The organism is Streptomyces sp. NPDC086023 (assembly GCF_044540325.1).
In the GTDB taxonomy this organism is placed as follows: Bacteria; Actinomycetota; Actinomycetes; order Streptomycetales; family Streptomycetaceae; genus Streptomyces.
Genome location: NZ_JBITRX010000009.1, coordinates 138,834 through 159,136 on the forward strand (window position 1 = coordinate 138,834; position 20,303 = coordinate 159,136).

Sequence of the window (20,303 nt, forward strand, 5' to 3'; positions counted from 1 at the left end):
GAATGATTCGAAGAAGAATTGACGGGGTGTCTTCTGCCTTTTTCCGGGCGGAAGTCGAACGGGTGCGAAAATCGATCTTGATTGGCCGGTCCTGGAATTCCGGGGGGAGGGTCAGGGCTTCGGCAGGGTGTTGATGTGGTGTGTGTCCGAGGCGTAGAACGCGTTCACCGTGTTCTTGATTTCCGTGTGGGAGACGGCTTCGTCGGCCTTGTAGTAGAACCAGTTGACCTTCATGTCCCAGGTGCGCGGGCCGCCCGTGAAGGGGAGGTCGATGAACCAGCTGCTGAAATGGACGTCCATCTTCTCGCGCGGGACGTACTTGCCGGAGCTGGTGAAGAGGTCCTCGCCGTCCAGCGAGTAGGTGACCTTCCCGTCCATGGCGGTGATCATCAGGATGTGCCAGCCCCGGAGGCGCTTCTTCAGGGTGTGGCTGACGCGGTCCGGCGGGTCGGCCTTGTACCAGCTGACGTTGTCGAGCTGCGGCCCGACCGAACCCCAGCCGCCGTTCGGCAGGTACTCGCAGTCCAGTTCGCTGTAGTTCTCCGACGAGTCCGCGGGCGAGATCGGGAAGAAGGTCTGGACGACGTGGTCGCCGTCGCGGCCGCTCGTCGGCTCGTCGCTGAAGTGGACGCGGGCGGCGAAGGTGCCGGTGAAGAGGTTCCGGCCGGTGCTCTGCACCTCGACCTGGCTCGTGCCCTGCGCGGTGCCGTCGGTGGAGGAGCGGAGCTGCAGGACGCGGCCGCCCTGGGCCGTCGGGTCGGCGGGGAACCCGGCGCCGGCGGACCAGGTGTCCTTGATGCCGGGGCCGCCCCCGCCCGTACGCACCTCCCAGCCGTTGGCGGCGAAGGCGGGGTCGTCGGCGCCGCTGTACCGGAAGTCGTCGAAGAGGATCCCGGGCGGGCCGGCCGGGGTCGGCGGAGTGCTCGGGGCCGGCGCGGCGGCGTCGTCACCACCCGGGGCGCCGGAACACGCGGCGAGCACGCACAGCAGGGCGGGCAGCGTGAGCGCGCTCCACGCGCGTCGGCGAGAGGTGCGGCGGGGCAGGCTCACACGGGCTCCTTGGGGCGCAGAGGCGGTTTCGGAACACGCCCGGCTTCGTGAAGATCAATTACTGGTTTCTGATCGCCGATCCGATGATCGCGGTCATGTGAGGCGTCATCTTAAAGGCCCCGGAGGTATTCGCCGTCACGGCCTCGTGCACGGGTGGAACTACCCTCCGGTACGAGAATTTGGCATTTCGATCCGATTACGACGGCCGAGCAGAACACGCCAAATCCAGACAACGGGTCCAAGTCGAATCGGACCGGTGCACTAGCGTTCGCCCTGCGATCCCGCGGTCTACGTACCCTGCACTGAAAGGCCCTCGCAAGGTGCGCCAAGATTTCAATTTCTTCGAACGCGGATCGGCGTACCAGGCGCAGCCCGACACCCCGGGGCCGAGCCCCGAGGAACCCGCTCCCGCACCGGTGTTCGTCGACCAGTCGGGCACGCGCGGCCGCCTGCTACGGGGTCTCGGCTGGCCCGTCTCGGTGATCGGCGCGGTCCTGGCGGTCGCCATGGGCGGCAGCCTGATCGGCGTACAGGCCGACGCCCCGGCGATGGGCGTACCGGAGCAGCCCACCTGGGCCCCCGCCCCGCCGACCCCCCTGCCGTCGCCGGCGCGCACCCGCTCGTCAGCGCCGGCCGCGTCGCCGGCGGCGTCGCCGTCGATGTTGCCGTCCTCGTACCCGGCCGCCTCCTCCTGACCCCAGCAGGCCCGAGGACGGTCCGGCCACGCCGGACGAAGACTCCACCCCCGGCCTGCCCGGCCGGCCCCGCACCACCCATCTCCAGGAGCGTCATTGTCCCGCCACCAGCGCCGCCGGCAGTCCCTGCTGAGGCCGCGCCGACTGGCCGCCCCGCCGCTGCGCTTCTTCATGCCGCTGTCCCTGCTGGCCTGCCTGCTCGCGCTGCTCGTGCTGCGCGGCCTCGCCACCAACGAGGCGTTCCACGACGACCGCATCGCGATCTCGGTCGACAAGTTCAGCGTCCCGCGCCACCTGCTCAAGGGCGGTCCGGTCATCGACGCGCGCGGCAGCCGCAACGAGCAGCCCGTGAGCTACCGCATCCCCGACCGCACCGCCGTCCTGAGCTTCGACGACGGCCCCTCGCCGAAGTGGACCCCGAAGATCCTCAAGATCCTCGCGGACCGCGGCGTCCGCGCGGACTTCTTCGTCACCGGCGCCATGACCACCCGCGAGCCGGAGCTGATCCGGCAGATCGTCGCCGGCGGCCACGAACTCGGCGTGCACACCTTCACCCACCCCGACCTCGTGTACCAGTCCCACGCCCGGATCAGCTGGGAGCTGGCCCAGACGCAGCTGGCCCTGGCCGGCGTGGCCGGCGTACACAGCGCCCTGTTCCGCCCGCCGTACTCCTCCGACGCCACGGCGATGGACGACTGGAACTACCCGGTGATCAAGTACGTCGGCGCGCGCGGCTACCTCACCGCCTTCGTCGACCGCGACACCGACGACTGGAAGCGCCCCGGCGTGGAGAAGATCGTCAAGGCGGCGATGCCGACCAGGCCCGGCGCGGGCGCCGTGATCCTGCTCCACGACGCCGGCGGCGACCGCACCCAGACCCTCGCCGCGCTCGGCCAGATCATCGACCGGCTCCAGGCCCAGGGCTACCGCTTCACCACCATCTCGGACGCACTCGGCGCCTCCAGCGCCACCGTGCCGGTGCAGGGCTACCAGCTGTGGGCGGGCAAGGGGTACCTCTGGGCGACCCAGTTCGCCGTGCTCACCCTGCCCGTGCTGGTCGGGCTGCTGGCCGTGGTCGGCTTCCTCAACTTCGGCCGGTTCGCGCTCATGCTGGTCCTCGCGCCCGTCCACGCCCGCCGCGCCAAGCGCCGCGACGCCTGGGGCCCGCCCGTCACCGAGCCGGTGACCGTGCTCGTACCCGCGTACAACGAGCGCGAGTGCATAGCGAACACCCTCAACTCCCTCGCCGCCGGCGACCACCCGATCGAGGTGATCGTCATCGACGACGGTTCCACGGACGGCACCGCCGACATCGTCGAGGCGATGGACCTGCCGTTCGTCCGGCTGATCCGCAAGGCGAACGGCGGCAAGTCCAGCGCGCTCAACACCGGCATCGCCGCCGCCTCGTACGACATCATCGTGATGATGGACGGCGACACCGTCTTCGAGCCGTCCACCGTCCGCGAGCTGGTCCAGCCCTTCGGCGACCCGGCGATCGGCGCCGTCGCGGGCAACGCCAAGGTCGGCAACCGCGACAGCCTCATCGGCGCCTGGCAGCACATCGAGTACGTCCTCGGCCACAACCTGGACCGCCGGATGTACGACATGCTGGGCGTCATCCCCACCATCCCCGGCGCGGTCGGCGCCTTCCGCAAGGAAGCCCTCCGGCAGGCCGGCGGCATGAGCGACGACACCCTCGCCGAGGACACCGACATCACCATCGCGGTGCTCTGCGAGGGCTGGCGGATCGTCTACGCCGAGCACGCACGCGCCTGGACCGAGGCGCCCGCCAGCCTCCAGCAGCTCTGGTCCCAGCGGTACCGCTGGAGCTACGGCAGCATGCAGGCGATGTGGAAGCACCGCGGCGCGGTCACCTCCGACGGGCCGGCCCGCCGCTTCGGGCGGCTCGGACTGCCGCTCATCGTGCTGTTCGGCGTGGTCGCCCCGCTGCTGGCACCGCTGGTCGACCTGTTCCTGCTGTACGGCGTGTTCTTCGGGGACGCCGCGCTCACCCTGACCAGCTGGGGCGGCTTCGTCCTGCTCCAGGCCGCGCTGTCCTGGTACGCCTTCCGGCTCGACCGCGAGAAGCCCTGGCACCTGATCAGCCTGCCGATCCAGCAGCTGGTCTACCGGCAGCTGATGTACGTCGTCCTGCTGCAGTCCGCGATCACGGCGATGACCGGTGGCCGCCTGCGCTGGCAGAAGCTCCGGCGCACCGGCGAGGTCGCCGCACCGGTGGAGGCCTGACCATGACCGCGCCCATGCACTCCGGACGCAACCAGGACACCCTGAAGCTGAGGGTTCCCCCCATCCCGCGACCGCAGCCGGGGGCATCGCCCCGGGAGGCTGCCCCGCCCCGGCCGACGGCGTACCAGGAGTGGCCCGAGCCCTGGTCAGAGCCCTGGCCCGCACCCGCTTCCGTGCCCGCTTCCGTGCCCGCACCGGGACCGGACGCCCCCTGGACTCCGGAGGCACCGGAGGCGGCCGAGGAAGAGCCCCGACCCGCCCGCGGCCGCGACCGCTACCTCGACCTCCTCCGCGCGCTGGCGCTCGGCCGCGTGCTGCTCTACCACAACTTCGTGTGGGGGTGGCTGCCCCTCGTCTTCCCGTCGATGGGCGTGATGTTCGCCCTCGCCGGCTCGCTGATGGCCCGCTCGCTCAGCCGCCCGGCCCTCGGCGTGATCCGCGGCCGCCTGCGCCGCCTGCTTCCCCCGATGTGGCTGTTCGGCGCCATCCTCATCACCCTCCAGATCATCGACGGCTGGGGTCCCGACTCCGAGGGCCACCCCAACTGGTGGTGGTCCAAGATGGCGTTCTGGATCCTGCCGCTGAGCACGCCGCCGTACGCGGACGAGCTGACCGGCTTCGGGCTCGTGGAACAGTCCTGGGCCGCCCAGATCGTCGTACCGCTCTGGTACCTGAGGGCCTACCTCTGGTACGTCCTGTTCTCCCCGCTGATGCTCCGGGCGCTGCGGCGGCTGCCCTGGGTGACGCTGTTCGCCCCGCTGGCGCTGACGATCGTGATGCACACGTTCCTCGCCGACCAGGAGTTCATCTACTACCGGGTCTGGGAGACCGCGAGCGACTTCGCCATGTTCGGCTCCTGCTGGATCCTCGGCATGGCCCACCAGGAGGGGATCCTCAAGAGGATCCCGCAGTACGTGCTGCCGTCCGTCGCGCCGCTGGTCATGGTGGCGGGCTTCTGGTACCTCCAGACCAGGCCGGTCGACCCGACCGTGCCGACCGACATCGAGGCCTGGCCGATCGCCCAGGCCCTGTGGTCCCTCGGCTTCGTCGCCATCCTGCTCCACATCAGCCCGTCCTGGGACCGGTGGCCCCGGTGCCTGGAGCGCTGGAACGGCCTGATCGCCTTCCTCAACGCACGCGCCGTCAGCGTCTACCTCTGGCACCAGGTGGCGCTCGTGGCCGCGATCCCGCTGATCGACCCCCTCTGGAGCGTCCCCTTCGTCTACGAGCACTTCCAGTGGCTGCTGGCAAGCCAGTGGTTCACGCTCCTGGTGGCGATCCCGCTGGCCGCGCTGCTCGTGCTGACCTTCGGCTGGGTCGAGGACGTGGCCGCCAGGCGCCCGCTCCGCCTCCTCCCGTACCCGCGCCGCCAACGCGGCAGACGCCGCTCCGCAGGCTGACGGGCGCGCCTGCCACCGCGACCCCGGCACCGTGACCCCCTGGTGCCGGGGCGGGCCGTCGGCATAGGCTCCGGCGACCCGCGCGGCCGTCGTGCGGCGAGCGCGTCCGAGGGACGGTGGGGGAATGGACAGCACGCAGGGCGTCGTCGGGGAGCCGGTGCTCGTGACCGGTGGCACCGGTTTCGTCGGCAGTCACCTGGTCCGGGCGTTGCTGGAGCGCGGCTACCGCGTTCACGCCACGGTCAGGTCGCTGCGGGACGCGGAGAAGGTGCGCCCCCTGCGTGAGATGGCCGACCACTTCCCCGGCCGCCTGGAGCTGTTCGAGGCGGACCTGCTCGTGGCGGGCTCCTTCGACGCGGCGATGGACGGGTGCCGGGTCGTCTTCCACGTCGCCTCGCCCTTCCTCATGCCCGAGCAGATCAAGGACGGCCTCAAGGACGTGGTGGAGCCGGCGCTGACCGGCACTCGCAACGTCCTGGCCGGCATCGAGCGGACGCCCACGGTCGAGCGCCTCGTCTTCACCTCCACCGTCGGCGCGATCTTCGGGGACTACGCCGACGTCCTGGACATGGACGGCCGCACCCTCTCCGAGCGCTACGTGAACACCACGAGCACCGTCGAGAACAACCCGTACCACTACGCCAAGACCGCCGCCGAGCAGACCGCGTGGGAGGCGGAACGCGCCCAGGACCGCTGGCGCATGGTGTCGGTCAACCCCGGCCTCGTGCTCGGGCCCTCGCTGACCCCCGCCTCGGCATCCGGCAGCCTCTTCCTCGTGGACGAGCTGTTCAAGGGCTGGTTCTGCTACGGCGCACCCGACTTCTCCTTCACCGTCGTGGACGTCCGGGAGGTGGCCGCGGCCCACATCGCCGCCGCCGAGAAGCCCGGCGCGCACGGCCGGTACATCCTCGCCCGGCCGGAGATGGTCTCGTTCCGCGAGATGGCCCGGGCCCTGCTGGCCGTACGCCCCGGAGACCCCCGACTGCCCAGGTGGGGCCTGCCCCACTGGCCGGTACGGCTCCTGGGACCGGCCTTCGGCCTGACGCAGGACTACATCCGAAAGCACCTCGGGATCAGGTTCGCCGTCGACAACCGCAGGAGCACCGAGGAACTCGGCATCACCTACCGCCCCTGGCAGGAGACCCTCCTCGACCACCACCGCGCCTGGACCGGCCGCCGCGCAGCGTGACCTCCGGGCCGGCCGGGGGAGACGGCCTCACGAGGCGCTGCTCCACCCGCCCGTGCCCGTGTACGAGTCGACCAGGTCCACCACGAAGACCAGCGTCGACCCGGCCGGGATCAGTGGTGAGGGCGACTGGTTGCCGTAGCCGAGACGCGGCGGGACGACGATCTCGCGCCGGCCGCCGACCCGCATCCCCTTCACCCCCCGGTCCCAGCCCTTGATCACCCTGCCGCTGCCCAGCGCGAACTTGAACGGTTCGCCCCGGTCCCAGGAGGCGTCGAACTCCCGCCCCGTCTCGAAGGTCACCCCGACGTAGTGGACCTTGACGACCATGCCCGGCTTCACCTCGGGCCCGTCCCCGACGACCAGGTCCCGGACGGTCAGCTCGGCAGGGGCCCCACCCTCCGGAACCTTGACCTCCGGCTTCTCCAACGCACCCATTGCAGCCCTCTCCCTCGCCGTCGACAGCCCCCGCACCGACCGGCCGGACATCCCGGACGCCCCGTGCGGCGGGTGTCACGCTACCGGCGCGTTCACGATTCCGAACGGCACGTGGACGCTCGGGGTGGCCGGCGCCGTGCCGTTCAGGTGGGCGACCTGGTCGTCGAAGAAGAGATGCGGGTCGAGGGCGCGCATCACGGCGGCCTTGTCGATGCCGCCGAGGAAGAAGGCGTCGTTGACGCGCAGCCCCCACTGCCTGAGGCTGCGCACCGCCCGCTCGTGTGCGGGCGCGTCCCGCGCGGTGACCAGGGACACCCGCAGACGGGGCTGGTACGACGGGACCGTGCGGCGCTCCTCCTCCTCGCGCCGCTGGATGCGGTTGACGCCCGCGAGGAACTCCCTCAGCGGGCCGGGGTCGTGCGGGGTGGTCGCGTTGAGGACCTCGTGCGCGCGGAACTCGTCGATGCCACCGGCCTGGTAGATCCGCTCCGAGGCGTCGTCCGCCAGTACGCCGTCGAAGTCGAAGGCGATGCGCAGCTCCCGGTCGGCCTCGTCGTCGACCCGGTCCGTCCGGAGCACGTGCCCCGCGGGCATCCCGTCCGCCATGGCCTCACGGACGTCGGACCCGTTGGCCGACAGGAACAGGGACATGTTCAGGGCGGGCATGAACCGGTGTGACGGCAGGCCCTGCCGGAAGACCGCCCGGCTGATCTGCAGCCCGTGCGCCGCGATGGAACGCATCACCCGCAGCCCGGTGTCCGGGTCGTTGCGCGACAGGATGATGACCTCGACCAGAGGATCGGAGGGATCCGCGAGGTCGTTCAGCGACAGCAGGCGCCGGACGAAGGGGAACGCCACGCCCTTGTCCAGGACGTCGTCCACATGGGCCTCCTGGCAGCTCCGGTACGCGGCCTCACCCCGCTCCCGGAACACCGCGTCGCACTCGGTGAGGTCGAACAGGGCACTGGAGGCGATCCCCACGACGAGGCGGTCGGACAGGTCGTACTTCATCACGCCCCCCGCCGGCACACCTGCAACACCGAGGGGGTTATCACCCGTTCGAATATGCCGGAAACGCGTGTGCTGCCCAGAGCCGTCCCGTCGGACGTCGGCCGTCAGGCGAGGACGTTGACCGCGCGGGCGACCACGAGTCCGAGGATGAGCAGGGAGACGAGGGACTGGATGCCCATGGCGATCTTTGCCCAGGGGGCGAGCGGCATGACGTCGGTGGGGCTGAACGCGGTGGCGTTGGTGAGCCCGAGGTAGAGGTAGTCGATGAAGTAGGGCCGCCAGTCGGCGCGGCTCAGCCGGGGGTCGAGCTGCTGGGGGAAGGCGAGGGCGGGCGCGGAGGGCATGCGGTGGGCGCGGGCGGCGGGCCCGCCGCCGTCGAGTTCGAAGTACAGCAGGGAGAAGGCGAGGACGGTCCCGGCCCACACCGTGCCGCCGGTCTGCAGCAGGCTGACGGCGGAGCTGGTCTCCTTGCCGGCGTGGAGGATGTCGTCGACCAGTTGAACGGTCGACCAGACGGCGCTGAGGGCCAGCACGCCCACCAGGGCGATCGACAGGGTGCGCAGGGCGGCCGAGCGCCGGTCGATCCGGCCCGGGTCGCCGGCGATGAGCGCCAGCAGGAGCAGGCCCTCGACGGAGGGAAGGAGCCAGCGGGGCGCCAGTCGGAGGTCGTCGGGGAGCAGCACGGTCAGCACCATGGCGGTGACGACGGCCGCCGCCATCGGCCATCGGGGCTCGCCCAGGGGCTCGTCCGGTCCCGGGCTCGGGGTCGGCTCGGGGGTGGGTCCGGTCACGATGGCGGCCCCTACGGTCGGGTGCGGAGGGATGAGGTGCCGGTCGCCCAGGACCGGATTCCGACTCTGGAGGCGGCCGCCCGGCCGGTCAAGGAGGCCACGCCGGTGCGGCCGGGCGCCCCGAGCCGCCGCTGCGCAGGGCCCGGGGGGTCGGGCCCGGTCCGTACGACGACCGGCCCCGCGAGCCTCCCGGCGCCCTGGCGCCCTGACGCCCGCCGGGGCCGTCCCGGCCCGTCACGGCCCGCCCCCACGCGTTCCGACTCGCCCGCACGGTCCCGGGCACGACAGCATGGAGGGAGGGCGCCCGGCGGATTCCCGAGAGGAGGCGACGCGGACGGTGACCAGTCGTGGCTTTGCGTTCTGCGGCGCCGAGCTCGCCGCTGTCTACGTGGTCGCCGACCAGGGCAGGGAACTCCATCTGGCCGAGCTGACCGGAAACCGGGGCCTCCTCCACGGACTGCCCGCGGTCCTCGCCGTGGCCGGCCGTTCGCCCGCCGCCCATGCCTTCCGCGCCGGCCGCGCCCTCTGGCTGGCCCCCGGGGAACTCACCACGTTCACCGCGGACGCCCCCCATCACGCCCACCACCACGCCCCCCGTCACGTTACCGCCGGGAGCCGCGGCGGCGGCCCCGACCCGCCCGCCGGGATCTCGCTCGGCGCGCTGCCCCTCGGACACGGCGACCAGGAGCTCGGGTGCCTCGTGGTGGCCGGGGAGGTCGGCGACGGCTTCAGCGCCGACCGCCGCAGCCTCCTGGAGCTCTACGCCGACCAGGTGGCCGCCGGACTCGAATCGGTCGCCGCCCGCTCCGCCGGGCGCAAGGCCCCCCAGGCGCACCTGGCCCAGTCCCTGGTACCGCACCAGGGCGGCGCGTTCATCGTCGAACTGAGCACCGGCCGCATGGAGGCACACGCGCACGTGCTGGAACTGCTCGGCCTGCCTCCCGAGGAGTTCGACGGGAAGGTGGAGACGCTGCTCGCCCGCGCCGTCCCCGACGACATCCCCGCACTGATGGCGGTCGTGGAGCCGGACCGGCGGGACGCCGACGGACAGCAACTCGCCTTCCGCGTCCACCGCCCGAACGGCGAGCTGCGCTGGCTGGGGCTGCGCTGCCGCGTGGAGACGGACTCCGCCGGCACCCCGCGCCGCGTCCTGGGCGTGGTGGCCGACGCCACCTACCTGCGGCCCAGCGCCGACGAGGTCTCCCTCGTACAGCGGCTGTCGGCCACGCTCGCGGGTGCGGCGACGATCCGGGAGGTCAGCCGGCTGGCGGTCGCCGCCCTGCGCGAGCCGCTCGGCGCCGCCCGGGTCGCGGTCGGCGAGCTGGAGCCGGAGCGGCTCATCATCACGTCCCTCGACCCGCCGGAGCCCGATGCCTGGCCCGAGGCCTGGCGCTCGGAATGGCGGTCGGAGTGGCCCGACGTACCGCTCGGCGACCTGCCCACCCTGCAGAGCGCCGTGCGCGGGGGACACCTGAGCCTGTGGCCGCCCGGCGCGGCGCTGGAGCGCGGCCTCTCGGGCCTCGGCCCGGGCGGTCTGGCGGTCCTGCCGCTGTCCGCCGGGGGAAGGACGGTGGGAGCGTGTCTGGTGGGGTGGGACGCGGAGCACCGGTTCGGACCGGAGGAGAGGTCGCTGCTCACCGCGACGGCCGGCCTGGTGGGGCAGGCGCTGGTGCGCGCCCACGCCCTGGACGCCGGCCACGAACTCGCCACCATGCTCCAGCGCAGTCTGCTGCCCCGCAAACTCCCGGAGCTGCCGGGCGGGGTCGCCGTCGCCCGCTACCTCCCCGCCACGGCGGGACTGGAGGTCGGCGGTGACTGGTACGACGTCATTCCGCTCGGCGGCGGCCACGTCGCGTTCGTCATCGGGGACGTACAGGGCCACAGCGCCGCGGCGGCCACCATCATGGGCCAGATGCGGACGGCCGTCAGGGCGTACGCGGTGGAGGGCCACCCCGCCGACGTGGTGGTCGCACGGGCCAACCGGCTGCTCGTCGGCATGGAGACCGACCTCTTCGCCACCTGCGGGTACGTCGACCTGGACATGGAGGAGGGCATCGCCAAGGTCGTACGGGCGGGCCACCTCCCGCCGGTGCTGCGCCACCCCGACGGCGTCACCGAGGAGATGGTCGTCGAGGGCGGCCCCCCGCTGGGCGTGCTCGCGGAAGCCGAATTCCCCATGACCGAGGCGGGGCTGCTCCCCGGCACCCTGCTCGTGCTGCTGACGGACGGTCTGGTCGAGTCCGCCAGGCTGCCTCTCGAAGAGGGCATGCGGCGGGTGCGCGACGTGCTCGCCGTGGCCAACCCGGTCGACGCGGGAGCGGTCGCCGACGAGCTGCTCGTCGCCGTGGGCCGTCGCGACGACGACGTGGCGCTGCTGCTGCTGCGCTACGACGGGACACGGGACCGGCCGTTGCGCAGCCACTGGAAGGTGTGGCGGCTGCCCGACGCGGTCCTGCACGCGCGCCGCTTCGCCGCACGCACCCTGCGGTCCTGGGGAGCGGCGGACGAACTCGACACGGCCCTGCTGGTCGTGTCCGAGCTGGTCACCAACGCCATCGCGCACACGCAGGGCGAGGTGGGGATGGACCTGACCCTCTCGGCGGACCGCCTGCGGATCGCCGTGAGCGACGCGTCGCCGCGCAGCCCCGTCAAACCGGTGTCGGTGAGCTGGGAGTCGACCGGTGGCCGGGGGCTGCTCATCGTCGAGGCGATGACGGCGGCCTGGGGCTCGGTGCCGCTCAGCGGCGGCAAACAGGTGTGGGCCGAGATCCCCTGGCGCCGCCCGGCCGGCTGACCCGCCGAGTGGGGCTACGGCTTCGGCGCGTTCTGCCGGAGGGCCGTGTGGCCGGCCACCGACATGACGAGGGCGAAGAAGAACAGCGGAATCGCGAGTGCGCTGAACAGGGCGCTGTGCCACAACACCAGGGCCAGGACCGGGTGGACGACGAGCAGCCCCACGGAGAAGGCCATCCCGAGGACCGGCCGGGAGCGGCGCGACACCAGCAGGAGGGGACGGCGCAGGTGGGGCGGGATCCGCCGGGTCTGCCACAGCAGCCAGCCTCCCCAGCTGCCGACGAGCACGCCGGCGCACACCAGGAAGGTGACGACGGCCCCGGTGCCGGTGGCGCCGGCACGCAGGTGGGCGGCGCCCAGCGACACCGCGACGATGCCCGCGAGGGCGACCCAGCGGGATTCCACGAGCGCTCCCCAGGCCATCCTCTCCAGGTTGTGGGGGGCGTGCCGGTCGTCCACGTCGAGGGCGGCGGACCGGACGAAGCCCTCGGCGGCCCGGGTCCACGAGCCGGGACGGAGCCGGCTGCGGCGCAGGTGGAGCAGCGAGAGGTTGTTCAGGGCCTGGCTGCTGTCCGGATCGAGGCGCAGCGCCGTCTCGTACGCCTCCTGGGCGACCTGGTACCGGCGGGCGTGGTGGGCGGTCAGGCCGACGAGGAAGTGCGCGTCGCTCTCCTCGGGGGCGAGGGCGGCGGCCGTGCGCGCCGCCTCGTGTGCGGCCCGCCTGCGCTTCCCGCCGCCGGCTCGGCGGGCGCGGCCGGTGCGGTCCAGCACGGTGCCGAGGGTGTAGTGGCTCCCCCAGTGCTGCGGGGCGAGTTCGACGGCGCGCCGGGCGGAGCGCTCGGCCTGCTCGTACTCCTCCAGGGCGAGCAGGACGTGCGCGCGCATCAGCCAGGCGCCCACCGACTCGGGTGCGACGTGCAGGGCCCGTTCGACGGCGGTGAGCGCCTGCTCCTCGTTGCCGAGACGGTGCCGGCAGCGGGCGAGCAGCACGAGTGCGTCGGCGTCGTCGGGGTCGTCGGCGAGGTGCCGGGCGGCGAGGACGGCGGCCTGCTCGTAGCGCCCCAGGTCGAAGAGGGCCTCGGCCTGCTCCAGGGCCCGGCCCATCAGACCTTGTCCCGGTCGTGGGTGATGCTGAGCAGGTTCGGTACGAGCGCCAGCCAGAACAGCACCTGGGGGACGGTGCGCCCGCTCCACGGAAGGGCCACGATCAGCAGCGCGCACAGGGTGGCCCAGGTGGCCTGGCCGAGCACGACCCTGGGCCAGAAGGAGCGGCGTACGAGCGAGAGCACCGTGAGCCGTGCCCCGGTCCGCAGCCGCCGGTACCGGCGCCAGGCACCGAAGCCCCACACCACGGCCATCAGGGCCAGCGCCCACAGCCGGGTGCCGGGATGGACGGGCAGCTCCTTCGCCTCGCCCCCGGTGGGGAAGACGCCGACGGTGACGGCGGCCATGACGAGGCAGAGCAGCGCGAGCCACCGGGTGCCGCGCAGCATCCGGTAGACGGCCCTGTCGAGGTCGGAGCGGAGCCACCCGGACTCCGGGGCGACGGCGAGTGCACCGGCGTAGAGGTCGGCGGCCCGGGCGGCGGACGTGCCGGGCTTGCGGGCCTCGCGCTCGGTGACCACGCTGACGGCGAGCTGGTCGGCCGGGTCGATGCGCAGGAGCTGCCGGATGGCCTCGTCCACCAGGTCGTGGCGGCCGCTGAACGGGGCGACCTTGTACATGGTGTGCCACGTGTCGACGACGTCGGGTTCGAGCCGTACGGCCTCCAGGGCGTGCTGGAGCGCCTCCTCCTTCGTCCCCACGAAGATCAGCATCTCGGCGAGCTGGGTACGCGGGCCCCAGCGATCCGGCGCGAGGCGGATGGCCTCGCGCTGTGCCAGCGCGGCCTCCGGCAGCCGGCTCAGCCTCCGCAGGGCGAATCCGCGCATGAAGTGCCCGTCGGCGAACTCGGGTTCGAGCTTCAGCGCCTGGTCGGCGGCGTCGAGCCCCTCCTCGTGCCGGTCGAGGCCGGTCAGACAACGGGCGCGCGTGGTCCACGCCCTGCGGTCGTCCGGTGCCTCGGCGAGCCGCCGGTCGAGGAGGGCGAGGGCCTCGTCGTGGCGCTTCATGTCGTAGAGCTCAAGGGCCTGTTCGACCCGCGGGTCCAGGGAGGTTCCACTCACAGCTTGCGCTTCCTCTTCAGGTAGGCGACGAGGTCGTCGTAGATGCCGCCGTCGTTGGCGAACATGGCGACGTTGCGGGCGGAGGCGAACCAGGATTCGCTGGAGGGCTTGATCTGCCCGGCCGCGGCCAGGAGGTCCTTCGTGCCGATCATGCGGACGGAGCCGGACCGGGCGGAGTCCAGGAGTGCGTACTCGGCCGCGCTCTCGCAGACATGGGCGAGATCGGCGCCCGAGAAGTCCTCGGTGGCCTTGACGAGCTTCCCGAGGTCCACGGACTCGATGGGGCGCTCGCGCAGGTGGTAGCGGAGGATCGCCTCCCGGGCCGGGGCGTCGGGCGGCAGCACGAGCAGGGTGCGGTCCAGGCGGCCGGGGCGGCGCAGGGCGAGGTCCACGTCCCAGGGGACGTTGGTCGCGGCGAGCACGAAGACGCCCTCGTTCTGGGCGGCGTCGATGCCGTCGAGTTCGGTGAGGAGCTGGTTGACGACGTTGCGCAGACCGCTGTGGTGGGAGCGCGATCGCTTGGCGCCGAGTGCGTCCAGCTCGTCGAGGAAGACCACGCAGGGCGCCTGCCGGCGGGCGGCCTGGAAGATGTCGTGGAGGTTCTTCTCCGAGGTGCCGATGTACATGTCGAGGATGTCGGAGAGCGAGACCGACAGGAAGCCGGCACCGAGTTCGCCGGCGACGGCCCGCGCGATGAACGTCTTGCCGCAGCCGGGCGGGCCGTAGAGGAGCAGCCCGCCGCGCAGCGACTTGCCGTACAGCCTGCGGAGTTCGGGATTGCGCATCGGGGCGAGGAAGGCGGCTTCGAGCCGGTCCTTGACCTGCTGCATGCCGCCCACGTCGGCGAGGCGTACGTCGCCCGGGGCATCGACGTCCCACGCGGATGCGCCGCCGGGGTCGCCGCTGCCGTCTGCGGTGAGGGGGGCCTCGGTGGCCCCGCCCGCGTCGGCGGGGCCGGTCGGGGCGGTGGGGCCGGCGGTGAAGCGGGGGCCGACGACGCCGGCGACCTCCTGCTCGGCGGCGGCCCAGTCGAAGGCGGTGGGCCGGGCTGAGTGCGTGCCGGGCGCGGGCGTTGCCGCGGAGTGCGTGCCGGCCGAGTGCGTGCCGGCGGGGGACGTGCCGGGTGTGGGCAGTTGCATGGCACGGGCCATCAGGCCCCGTACCGCCTCGTCGCCCGGCGCGTGCTGCAGTGCGACCGCGGCCTCCACGACAGCCTCGTCGTGCCTCCCCTCCGCGAGCAGCAGTTCGGCGAAGTGCAGCCGCAGGGGAACGTCTTCGGGAGCGGCTGCGACGGCGGCCCGCAGGCTGTGGATGAGAGGTGACTCGTCGGACATGGGGTCAGCCTAGGAACCGGCCCGCGACGCTCGTGCACCGGGTGCGGTCACGATCGACGGACCGGGAACGCCTGCATCCTCGGCACGGGGAAGGAACCATCTAGGATGTCGGCCGCGTGTTGCTGTCACGTGCGGTTGACGTCACGCCGCCGTGGCTCGCTGTTCCTACGGGGGAGAACTTCGGTGTTCGGAATCATCAGGCCCTGCCGTCATCGCCTGGGCGAGGGCTTGCGTACCGAGTGGATGGCGCATCTGTGCGGGTTGTGCCTCGCGTTGCGCAGCGAGTACGGACAGTTCGCGCGGGTGGCCACGAACTACGACGGCCTGATCGTCTCGGTGCTGACCGAGGCGCAGTCGGAGCGGACCGGGGACTGGCGGCGCGGTGCCGGTCCGTGCCCGCTGCGCGGGATGCGGTCGGCGGACGTGGCGCAGGGCGAGGGCGCACGGCTGGCGGCGACGGTGTCGCTGGTGCTGGCCGCGGCGAAGATACGTGACCACGTGGCCGACGGCGACGGCCTGGTGGGGCGCCGCCCGGTGGCGCTGGCGGCCCGCCGGATCGCCCACGGCTGGGACCGTGCGGGCGCCGCGGGCGGCGAACGGCTCGGCTTCGACACGGCCGTGCTGACCGGGGCGGTCGAGCGCCAGCCGGAGGTCGAGCGGTCGACCGGGCCCGGCGGCTCGCTGCTGACGGTCACGGAGCCCACGGAGACGGCGACCGCAGCCGCCTTCGCGTACACCGCGGTGCTCACGGACCGCCCGGGCAACGCCGGACCGCTCGCCGAGGCCGGCCGGCTGTTCGGCCGACTGGCGCACCTGCTGGACGCGGTGGAGGACCTGGCCGCGGACGAGGCGTCCGGTGCGTGGAACCCGATCGCCGTGACCGGCGCGGACCTCGCCGAGGTGCGCCGCCTCTGCGACGACGCCGTCCACGGCATCCGACTCGCCCTGTCCGACGCGGTGTTCGTCGACGGACGGCTGGTGGCGGCTCTTCTGGGCGGCGAGCTGGAGCGCGCCGTCGACCGCGTCTTCGACCCCCGGCACCGTCACCATCGGCACCGCCCCCAGGCGCGGGGCCTGCGCATGCTGCCCTGGCTGGGCCGCCGCACGGCGACGGACGCGGCCTCGGAGACCGGCATCGGCACCGGTGCCGCCACCGGCGCGGCATGCGGCGTCGGGGCCCTCGCGGGTGCGGCCGCCGCGGGCCCGTCGATGGCGTCGGGCCGGCCGCCGGAGGGGCAGTGCCGGCGGTGCGGACAGTGGCGCCGGCTGTGCGCCCACTGCGGGTTGTGCCCCGCCTGTTGCCGCTGCGACGCCGACGACGCGGAACCCTGGGACTTCGGCGGCGGCGGCAACAGCGGTTCGGGCCGGAACGGTTCCGGGGGTGACGGCTGGTTCGGAGGCCATGGCGGAGGCCACGGCGGAGGCAACTCGGGTGGCTTCTCCGGCGGTTCAGGGGGAGGCCACGGCTCGGGCGGCTCCGGTGGCCACGGCGGCTCGGGCGGCTCCGGCGGCTCGGGTGACGGCTGCGGCGGTGGCGGTGGCTGCTGCAACCCGTGCAAGTGCTGCTGCGACTGCTGCGACTGAACGAGGTCGGCGCCCCGGCAGGACGCGGACCGGCCCCTGACCGTGGCCGTTGCCCTGCCGTCTCACCGGTTGAGGGTGAGGGTGAGGTGAGACGGCAGGACAACGACGCCCTCGGTGTCAGGTACGGACCGGGCCCGTTCCCGCGATCACCTCGGGCCGCAGCAGGGCGCTGAGTTGCCCGGCCGGCAGCAGGCCCCGTTCCAGGACGAGTTCGGCCACGCCCCGGCCGGTTGCGAGGGCCTCCTTGGCGATGTCGGTGGCGGCGGTGTATCCGATGTACGGGTTGAGGGCGGTCACCAGGCCGATGGAGTACTCGACGGTGGCGCGCAGCATGTCGGTGTTGGCGGTGATGCCGCTCACGCAGCGTTCCGCGAGCGTCAGGCAGGCTGCGCGCACGTGGGTGACGGACTTCGACAGCGAGTGCAGGATGACCGGCTCGAAGGCGTTGAGCTGGAGCTGTCCGGCCTCGGCGGCCATGGTGATGGTGATGTCGTTGCCGATCACCTCGAAGGCGACCTGGTTGACGACCTCGGGGATCACCGGGTTGACCTTGCCGGGCATGATGCTGGAGCCCGCCTGGACCGGCGGCAGGTTGATTTCGCCGAGTCCGGCGCGGGGCCCGGAGGACAGCAGGCGCAGGTCGTTGCAGGTCTTGGACAGCTTGACGGCTATGCGCTTGAGGACGCCGGACATCTGGACGAAGGCGCCGCAGTCCTGGGCGGCTTCGACCAGGTCGGGAGCGGTGACCAGGGGCAGGCCCGTGATGTCGGCGAGGTGACGGCGGGCGGCCTCGGCGTATCCGGCCGGGGCGTTGAGACCGGTGCCGATGGCGGTGGCGCCGAGGTTGATCTCATGGATGAGCCCGAGGGCTTCCGCGAGCCGGCTGCGGTCCTCGTCCAGCATGCCGGCGAAGGCGGAGAACTCCTGTCCGAGCGTCATCGACACGGCGTCCTGGAGCTGGGTGCGGCCCATCTTCAGGACATCGTGGAACTCGGCGGCCTTGTCGGCGAAGGCGTTCTGCAGGACGGCCATGGCGTCGAGCAGACCGCGCACCGCGAAGACGGTCGCGATCCGCACGGCGGTGGGGTAGACGTCGTTGGTGGACTCCTGGCAGGCGGCGACGATGACGGCCGCCTTCGAGGGCTCCAGCAGGCCGAGTTCGCCGTTGGCGAGGGCTGCGGCCTCCTTGACGGCGGCGAGGGCGTCGATGAGGTGCGGGTAGGCGGAGATCGGCGTGCCGGTGATGGGGAAGTTCTCGGTGGCGCGCAGCGTGTGAACGCCCCAGTAGGCGTCTGCGGGGACGTCGCGGTCTCCGAGCAGGTCGTGTTCACTGCGGCTGGAGGCGGTCATGGGTGTGCGGACCCTCTTCCTGAGGTGGGCGGATCAGAGGTGGTGACAGGGCCGGGCGGGAGTCAGGCGGTCGCGGTGACAGGGGCGCCGGGCGGGACAGGCCATCCCCGGCGCGGGCGGACGGGCGGACGTCCGGCTCAGCCGTCGCGCCCGGCGGCGGCGCGCGCCACGCGGCCGCGGACCGCGTACCAGCCGGCGGCCAGTGCCGCGGCGATCAGCGGTACGCACAGCACGGTGGTGTCAGGACCGCACCCTCGCCGACATGATCGTCCGCCCGGCACAGGCGCTGACCTTGCTGGCCCGTTTCCAGACCCTCGACCCGGGCGACCTGCTGCTCACCGGGACCCCCGGCGGCACGGCCCTCAAGGCCCCGCCCAAAGGGGTCGAGAAGATCGGCGCGCTGCTGCCGCCCGCCGTGAAGTGGAAGGCGTTCTTCAAGAGCCAGGCCCGCAACCCGCACTACCTGCACACGGGTGACGTGATCACGGCGACGATCTCGACCGCGGACGGGCGGATCGACCTCGGCGAGCAGCGCACGCCCGTCACGGACGCCGGGGACACCCCCTGCTCGAAGAGCTCGGGAGAAGGACCCGAGGTGAGCCGCACATGACCGCCGACCAGGCCGGCCCCCGGGACACCGCACCCGGGCCCGCACGGACAGACCCCGCACCCGTCGTGATCATCGGCGCCGGGCCGGTGGGCGTGACCGCCGCCCTCCTCCTCGCCCGGCACGGTATCCGCACCGTCGTCCTGGAACGTCACCAGGACGTCTACCCGCTCCCGCGCGCCGTCGCCACCGACGACGAGGTGCGCCGCATCCTCCAGGCCGCAGGCGTGGGCGAGGGGTTCGCCGCGATCGCCCGCCCCGCGAAAGGACTTCGGCTGCTGGACGCCCGGCACCGGGTCATGGCCGAGTTCCGTCGCTCCGAGCACGGCCACCACGGCTACCCGCAGACCAGCATGTTCGACCAGCCCGAGCTGGAACGACTGCTGCGCGACGCCCTCGCCCGGAACCCGCAGTGCGAACTGCGCAGCGGCGTGGAGGTCTCCGGTGTCACCCCGGACAGCGCCGGCCCCGTGCACGTGACCTACCGCGACGACGTTGGTGAGCATCAGCTGTCGGCCGAGGCGGTCCTCGGCTGCGACGGCGCGGGCAGCCTCACCCGCGACGCCATCGGCGCCGCATGGGAGGACCTGCGCTTCGAGGAACGCTGGACCGTCGTCGACGTCCGCACGAAGGCCGACGTCCGCTGCTGGGAAGGCGTCGACCGGGTCTGCGACCCGCACCGCCCGGCAACCTTCATGCGCGTCGGCGAGGACCGGTACCGCTGGGAGTTCCGGCTGCAGGACGGGCAGCAACCGGTCCGCGAGCTGATCGCCCCATGGCTGCCACCCTCCTACGACGGGGACTTCGAGGTCGTCCGCGAGACGCAGTACACCTTCCGGGCACGGGTGGCCGACCGGTGGCGCAGCGGACGGGTCTTCCTCCTCGGCGACGCCGCCCACCTCACCCCGCCGTTCATCGGACAGGGACTCTGCTCGGGCCTGCGTGACGCCCACAACCTCACCTGGAAGCTGGCCCGCGTCCTGGGCCAGGGCGGCGACGAACGGCTGCTGGACACCTACGAGAGCGAGCGCAAGCCGCACGCACGGCACGCGATACGGCTCGCGGTCGCCATGGGCTGGGCCATGACCGGCGGCCAGGACAGTGCCGCAGCACTGCGCCGCGGGATCCTGGCCGCGGCCTGCCGCATACCCGGCCTCACGCAGCTGGCCGGCCGCGACCTCAGCCCGCCCCTGACCGCCGGACCCCTCGTCCGGCGCCGCAGCAAGGGTGTGGTGGGCACCCACACCCACTGCCCGCAACCGTGGGTGGTGGGACTCGACGGCCGGCGCACCCGTCTCGACGGGTTGCTCGGCGACACCTTCACCGTCCTGACCGCCGCCGAGCCCTGGACCTCGCTGCGCGCACTCGCCCAGGGGCTCGGCGTCCCGGCGATCCCCGTGACCGACCTCCGTGACGACGGCACCCTCGCCGCCTGGCTGCGCGCCGCCCGGGCGGACGCCGTCCTGCTGCGCCCCGACCGCGTCGTCATGGACGTCGTCCCGGCCGGGAGGCACGACTTCACGGCCACCGCCGCCTGGGCGTCTCTCCTGCACACCGCGCGCAGCCCCCACCCTTCCCCGCCCCGACCTGCGGATCGGGTGTCGTGAGAGCGGCGATGATCGACGGGTCACCCAGCGCGAGGCGCCTGACGG

The 20,303-nt window shown here is 72.8% G+C and carries 15 protein-coding genes and 1 pseudogene; 8 read left to right on the plus strand and 8 right to left on the minus strand.

What is annotated here, in order from left to right; all coding sequences use genetic code 11:
• Positions 1–111: 111 nt before the first annotated feature.
• On the minus strand, positions 112–1,050 hold the full coding sequence (locus tag ACIF6F_RS19390) for a glycoside hydrolase family 16 protein (protein ID WP_399948035.1): 939 nt from the start codon (positions 1,048–1,050) through the stop codon (positions 112–114).
• 320 nt (positions 1,051–1,370) lie between these two features.
• Between ACIF6F_RS19390 and ACIF6F_RS19395 the strand changes: the two genes are divergently transcribed.
• From ACIF6F_RS19395 to ACIF6F_RS19410, 4 genes are all read left to right on the plus strand, one after another.
• The gene (locus tag ACIF6F_RS19395; RefSeq protein ID WP_399948036.1) at positions 1,371–1,745 is read left to right on the plus strand and encodes a hypothetical protein; all 375 of its coding nucleotides are present in this window, start codon (positions 1,371–1,373) and stop codon (positions 1,743–1,745) included.
• A gap of 96 nt (positions 1,746–1,841) precedes the next feature.
• The gene (locus ACIF6F_RS19400; protein WP_399948037.1) at positions 1,842–3,992 is read left to right on the plus strand and encodes a bifunctional polysaccharide deacetylase/glycosyltransferase family 2 protein; all 2,151 of its coding nucleotides are present in this window, start codon (positions 1,842–1,844) and stop codon (positions 3,990–3,992) included.
• A gap of 2 nt (positions 3,993–3,994) precedes the next feature.
• Positions 3,995–5,392, plus strand: coding sequence for an acyltransferase family protein (locus ACIF6F_RS19405; RefSeq protein WP_399948038.1), 1,398 nt, complete (start codon positions 3,995–3,997; stop codon positions 5,390–5,392).
• Positions 5,393–5,516: 124 nt separating this feature from the next.
• Complete coding sequence (locus ACIF6F_RS19410) at positions 5,517–6,581, plus strand: NAD-dependent epimerase/dehydratase family protein (RefSeq protein WP_399948039.1); 1,065 nt, start codon at positions 5,517–5,519, stop codon at positions 6,579–6,581.
• A 27-nt stretch (positions 6,582–6,608) separates the two neighbouring features.
• Here ACIF6F_RS19410 and ACIF6F_RS19415 read toward each other — a convergent pair whose 3' ends face one another.
• The 3 genes from ACIF6F_RS19415 to ACIF6F_RS19425 form a co-directional block, all read right to left on the minus strand.
• On the minus strand, positions 6,609–7,016 hold the full coding sequence (locus tag ACIF6F_RS19415) for an FKBP-type peptidyl-prolyl cis-trans isomerase (RefSeq protein WP_399948040.1): 408 nt from the start codon (positions 7,014–7,016) through the stop codon (positions 6,609–6,611).
• A gap of 75 nt (positions 7,017–7,091) precedes the next feature.
• Positions 7,092–8,027, minus strand: a complete 936-nt coding sequence (locus tag ACIF6F_RS19420) for a 5'-nucleotidase (protein ID WP_399948041.1) — start codon at positions 8,025–8,027, stop codon at positions 7,092–7,094.
• Positions 8,028–8,131: 104 nt separating this feature from the next.
• Complete coding sequence (locus ACIF6F_RS19425; RefSeq protein ID WP_399948042.1) at positions 8,132–8,818, minus strand: hypothetical protein; 687 nt, start codon at positions 8,816–8,818, stop codon at positions 8,132–8,134.
• 337 nt (positions 8,819–9,155) lie between these two features.
• Between ACIF6F_RS19425 and ACIF6F_RS19430 the strand changes: the two genes are divergently transcribed.
• Complete coding sequence (locus tag ACIF6F_RS19430; protein WP_399948043.1) at positions 9,156–11,612, plus strand: SpoIIE family protein phosphatase; 2,457 nt, start codon at positions 9,156–9,158, stop codon at positions 11,610–11,612.
• A gap of 14 nt (positions 11,613–11,626) precedes the next feature.
• Here ACIF6F_RS19430 and ACIF6F_RS19435 read toward each other — a convergent pair whose 3' ends face one another.
• The 3 genes from ACIF6F_RS19435 to ACIF6F_RS19445 are packed head-to-tail and all read right to left on the minus strand — an operon-like array spanning position 11,627 to position 15,110.
• Positions 11,627–12,715 carry a tetratricopeptide repeat protein gene (locus ACIF6F_RS19435; RefSeq protein WP_399948044.1) on the minus strand — a complete coding sequence of 363 codons (1,089 nt, stop codon included), beginning with the start codon at positions 12,713–12,715 and terminating at the stop codon, positions 11,627–11,629.
• Positions 12,715–13,776 (minus strand): hypothetical protein, encoded by a 1,062-nt coding sequence (locus ACIF6F_RS19440; RefSeq protein WP_399948045.1) that lies wholly within the window; start codon positions 13,774–13,776, stop codon positions 12,715–12,717. The genes ACIF6F_RS19435 and ACIF6F_RS19440 overlap by 1 nt, the downstream gene beginning before the upstream one ends.
• Positions 13,773–15,110: an AAA family ATPase gene (locus ACIF6F_RS19445; protein ID WP_399948046.1), complete on the minus strand. Its 1,338-nt coding sequence runs from the start codon at positions 15,108–15,110 to the stop codon at positions 13,773–13,775. Before ACIF6F_RS19445 ends, ACIF6F_RS19440 begins: the two co-directional genes overlap by 4 nt.
• A gap of 183 nt (positions 15,111–15,293) precedes the next feature.
• Between ACIF6F_RS19445 and ACIF6F_RS19450 the strand changes: the two genes are divergently transcribed.
• Positions 15,294–16,694 (plus strand): DUF5685 family protein, encoded by a 1,401-nt coding sequence (locus ACIF6F_RS19450; RefSeq protein WP_399948047.1) that lies wholly within the window; start codon positions 15,294–15,296, stop codon positions 16,692–16,694.
• A gap of 117 nt (positions 16,695–16,811) precedes the next feature.
• Here ACIF6F_RS19450 and ACIF6F_RS19455 read toward each other — a convergent pair whose 3' ends face one another.
• Entirely contained in the window at positions 16,812–18,044 is a 1,233-nt protein-coding gene (locus ACIF6F_RS19455) for a lyase family protein (RefSeq protein ID WP_399948048.1), read from the minus strand.
• Positions 18,045–18,285: 241 nt separating this feature from the next.
• Here ACIF6F_RS19455 and ACIF6F_RS19460 point away from each other — a divergent pair.
• Together ACIF6F_RS19460 and ACIF6F_RS19465 are read left to right on the plus strand one after the other, a co-directional pair.
• Positions 18,286–18,654: pseudogene (locus ACIF6F_RS19460) on the plus strand (fumarylacetoacetate hydrolase family protein); the annotation flags it as partial.
• Positions 18,651–20,258 carry a bifunctional 3-(3-hydroxy-phenyl)propionate/3-hydroxycinnamic acid hydroxylase gene (locus ACIF6F_RS19465; protein ID WP_399948049.1) on the plus strand — a complete coding sequence of 536 codons (1,608 nt, stop codon included), beginning with the start codon at positions 18,651–18,653 and terminating at the stop codon, positions 20,256–20,258. The pseudogene ACIF6F_RS19460 and the gene ACIF6F_RS19465, both read left to right, overlap by 4 nt.
• Positions 20,259–20,303: the final 45 nt, after the last annotated feature.

Excerpts from the sequence above, each read along its gene's own strand:
- ACIF6F_RS19405 (WP_399948038.1), top strand. The coding sequence starts at position 3,995 with ATGACCGCGCCCATGCACTCCGGACGCAACCAGGACACCCTGAAGCTG.
- ACIF6F_RS19455 (WP_399948048.1), bottom strand. The coding sequence starts at position 18,044 with ATGACCGCCTCCAGCCGCAGTGAACACGACCTGCTCGGAGACCGCGAC.
- ACIF6F_RS19420 (WP_399948041.1), bottom strand. The coding sequence starts at position 8,027 with ATGAAGTACGACCTGTCCGACCGCCTCGTCGTGGGGATCGCCTCCAGT.
- ACIF6F_RS19435 (WP_399948044.1), bottom strand. The coding sequence starts at position 12,715 with ATGGGCCGGGCCCTGGAGCAGGCCGAGGCCCTCTTCGACCTGGGGCGC.
- ACIF6F_RS19465 (WP_399948049.1), top strand. The coding sequence starts at position 18,651 with ATGACCGCCGACCAGGCCGGCCCCCGGGACACCGCACCCGGGCCCGCA.
- ACIF6F_RS19415 (WP_399948040.1), bottom strand. The coding sequence starts at position 7,016 with ATGGGTGCGTTGGAGAAGCCGGAGGTCAAGGTTCCGGAGGGTGGGGCC.
- ACIF6F_RS19410 (WP_399948039.1), top strand. The coding sequence starts at position 5,517 with ATGGACAGCACGCAGGGCGTCGTCGGGGAGCCGGTGCTCGTGACCGGT.
- ACIF6F_RS19445 (WP_399948046.1), bottom strand. The coding sequence starts at position 15,110 with ATGTCCGACGAGTCACCTCTCATCCACAGCCTGCGGGCCGCCGTCGCA.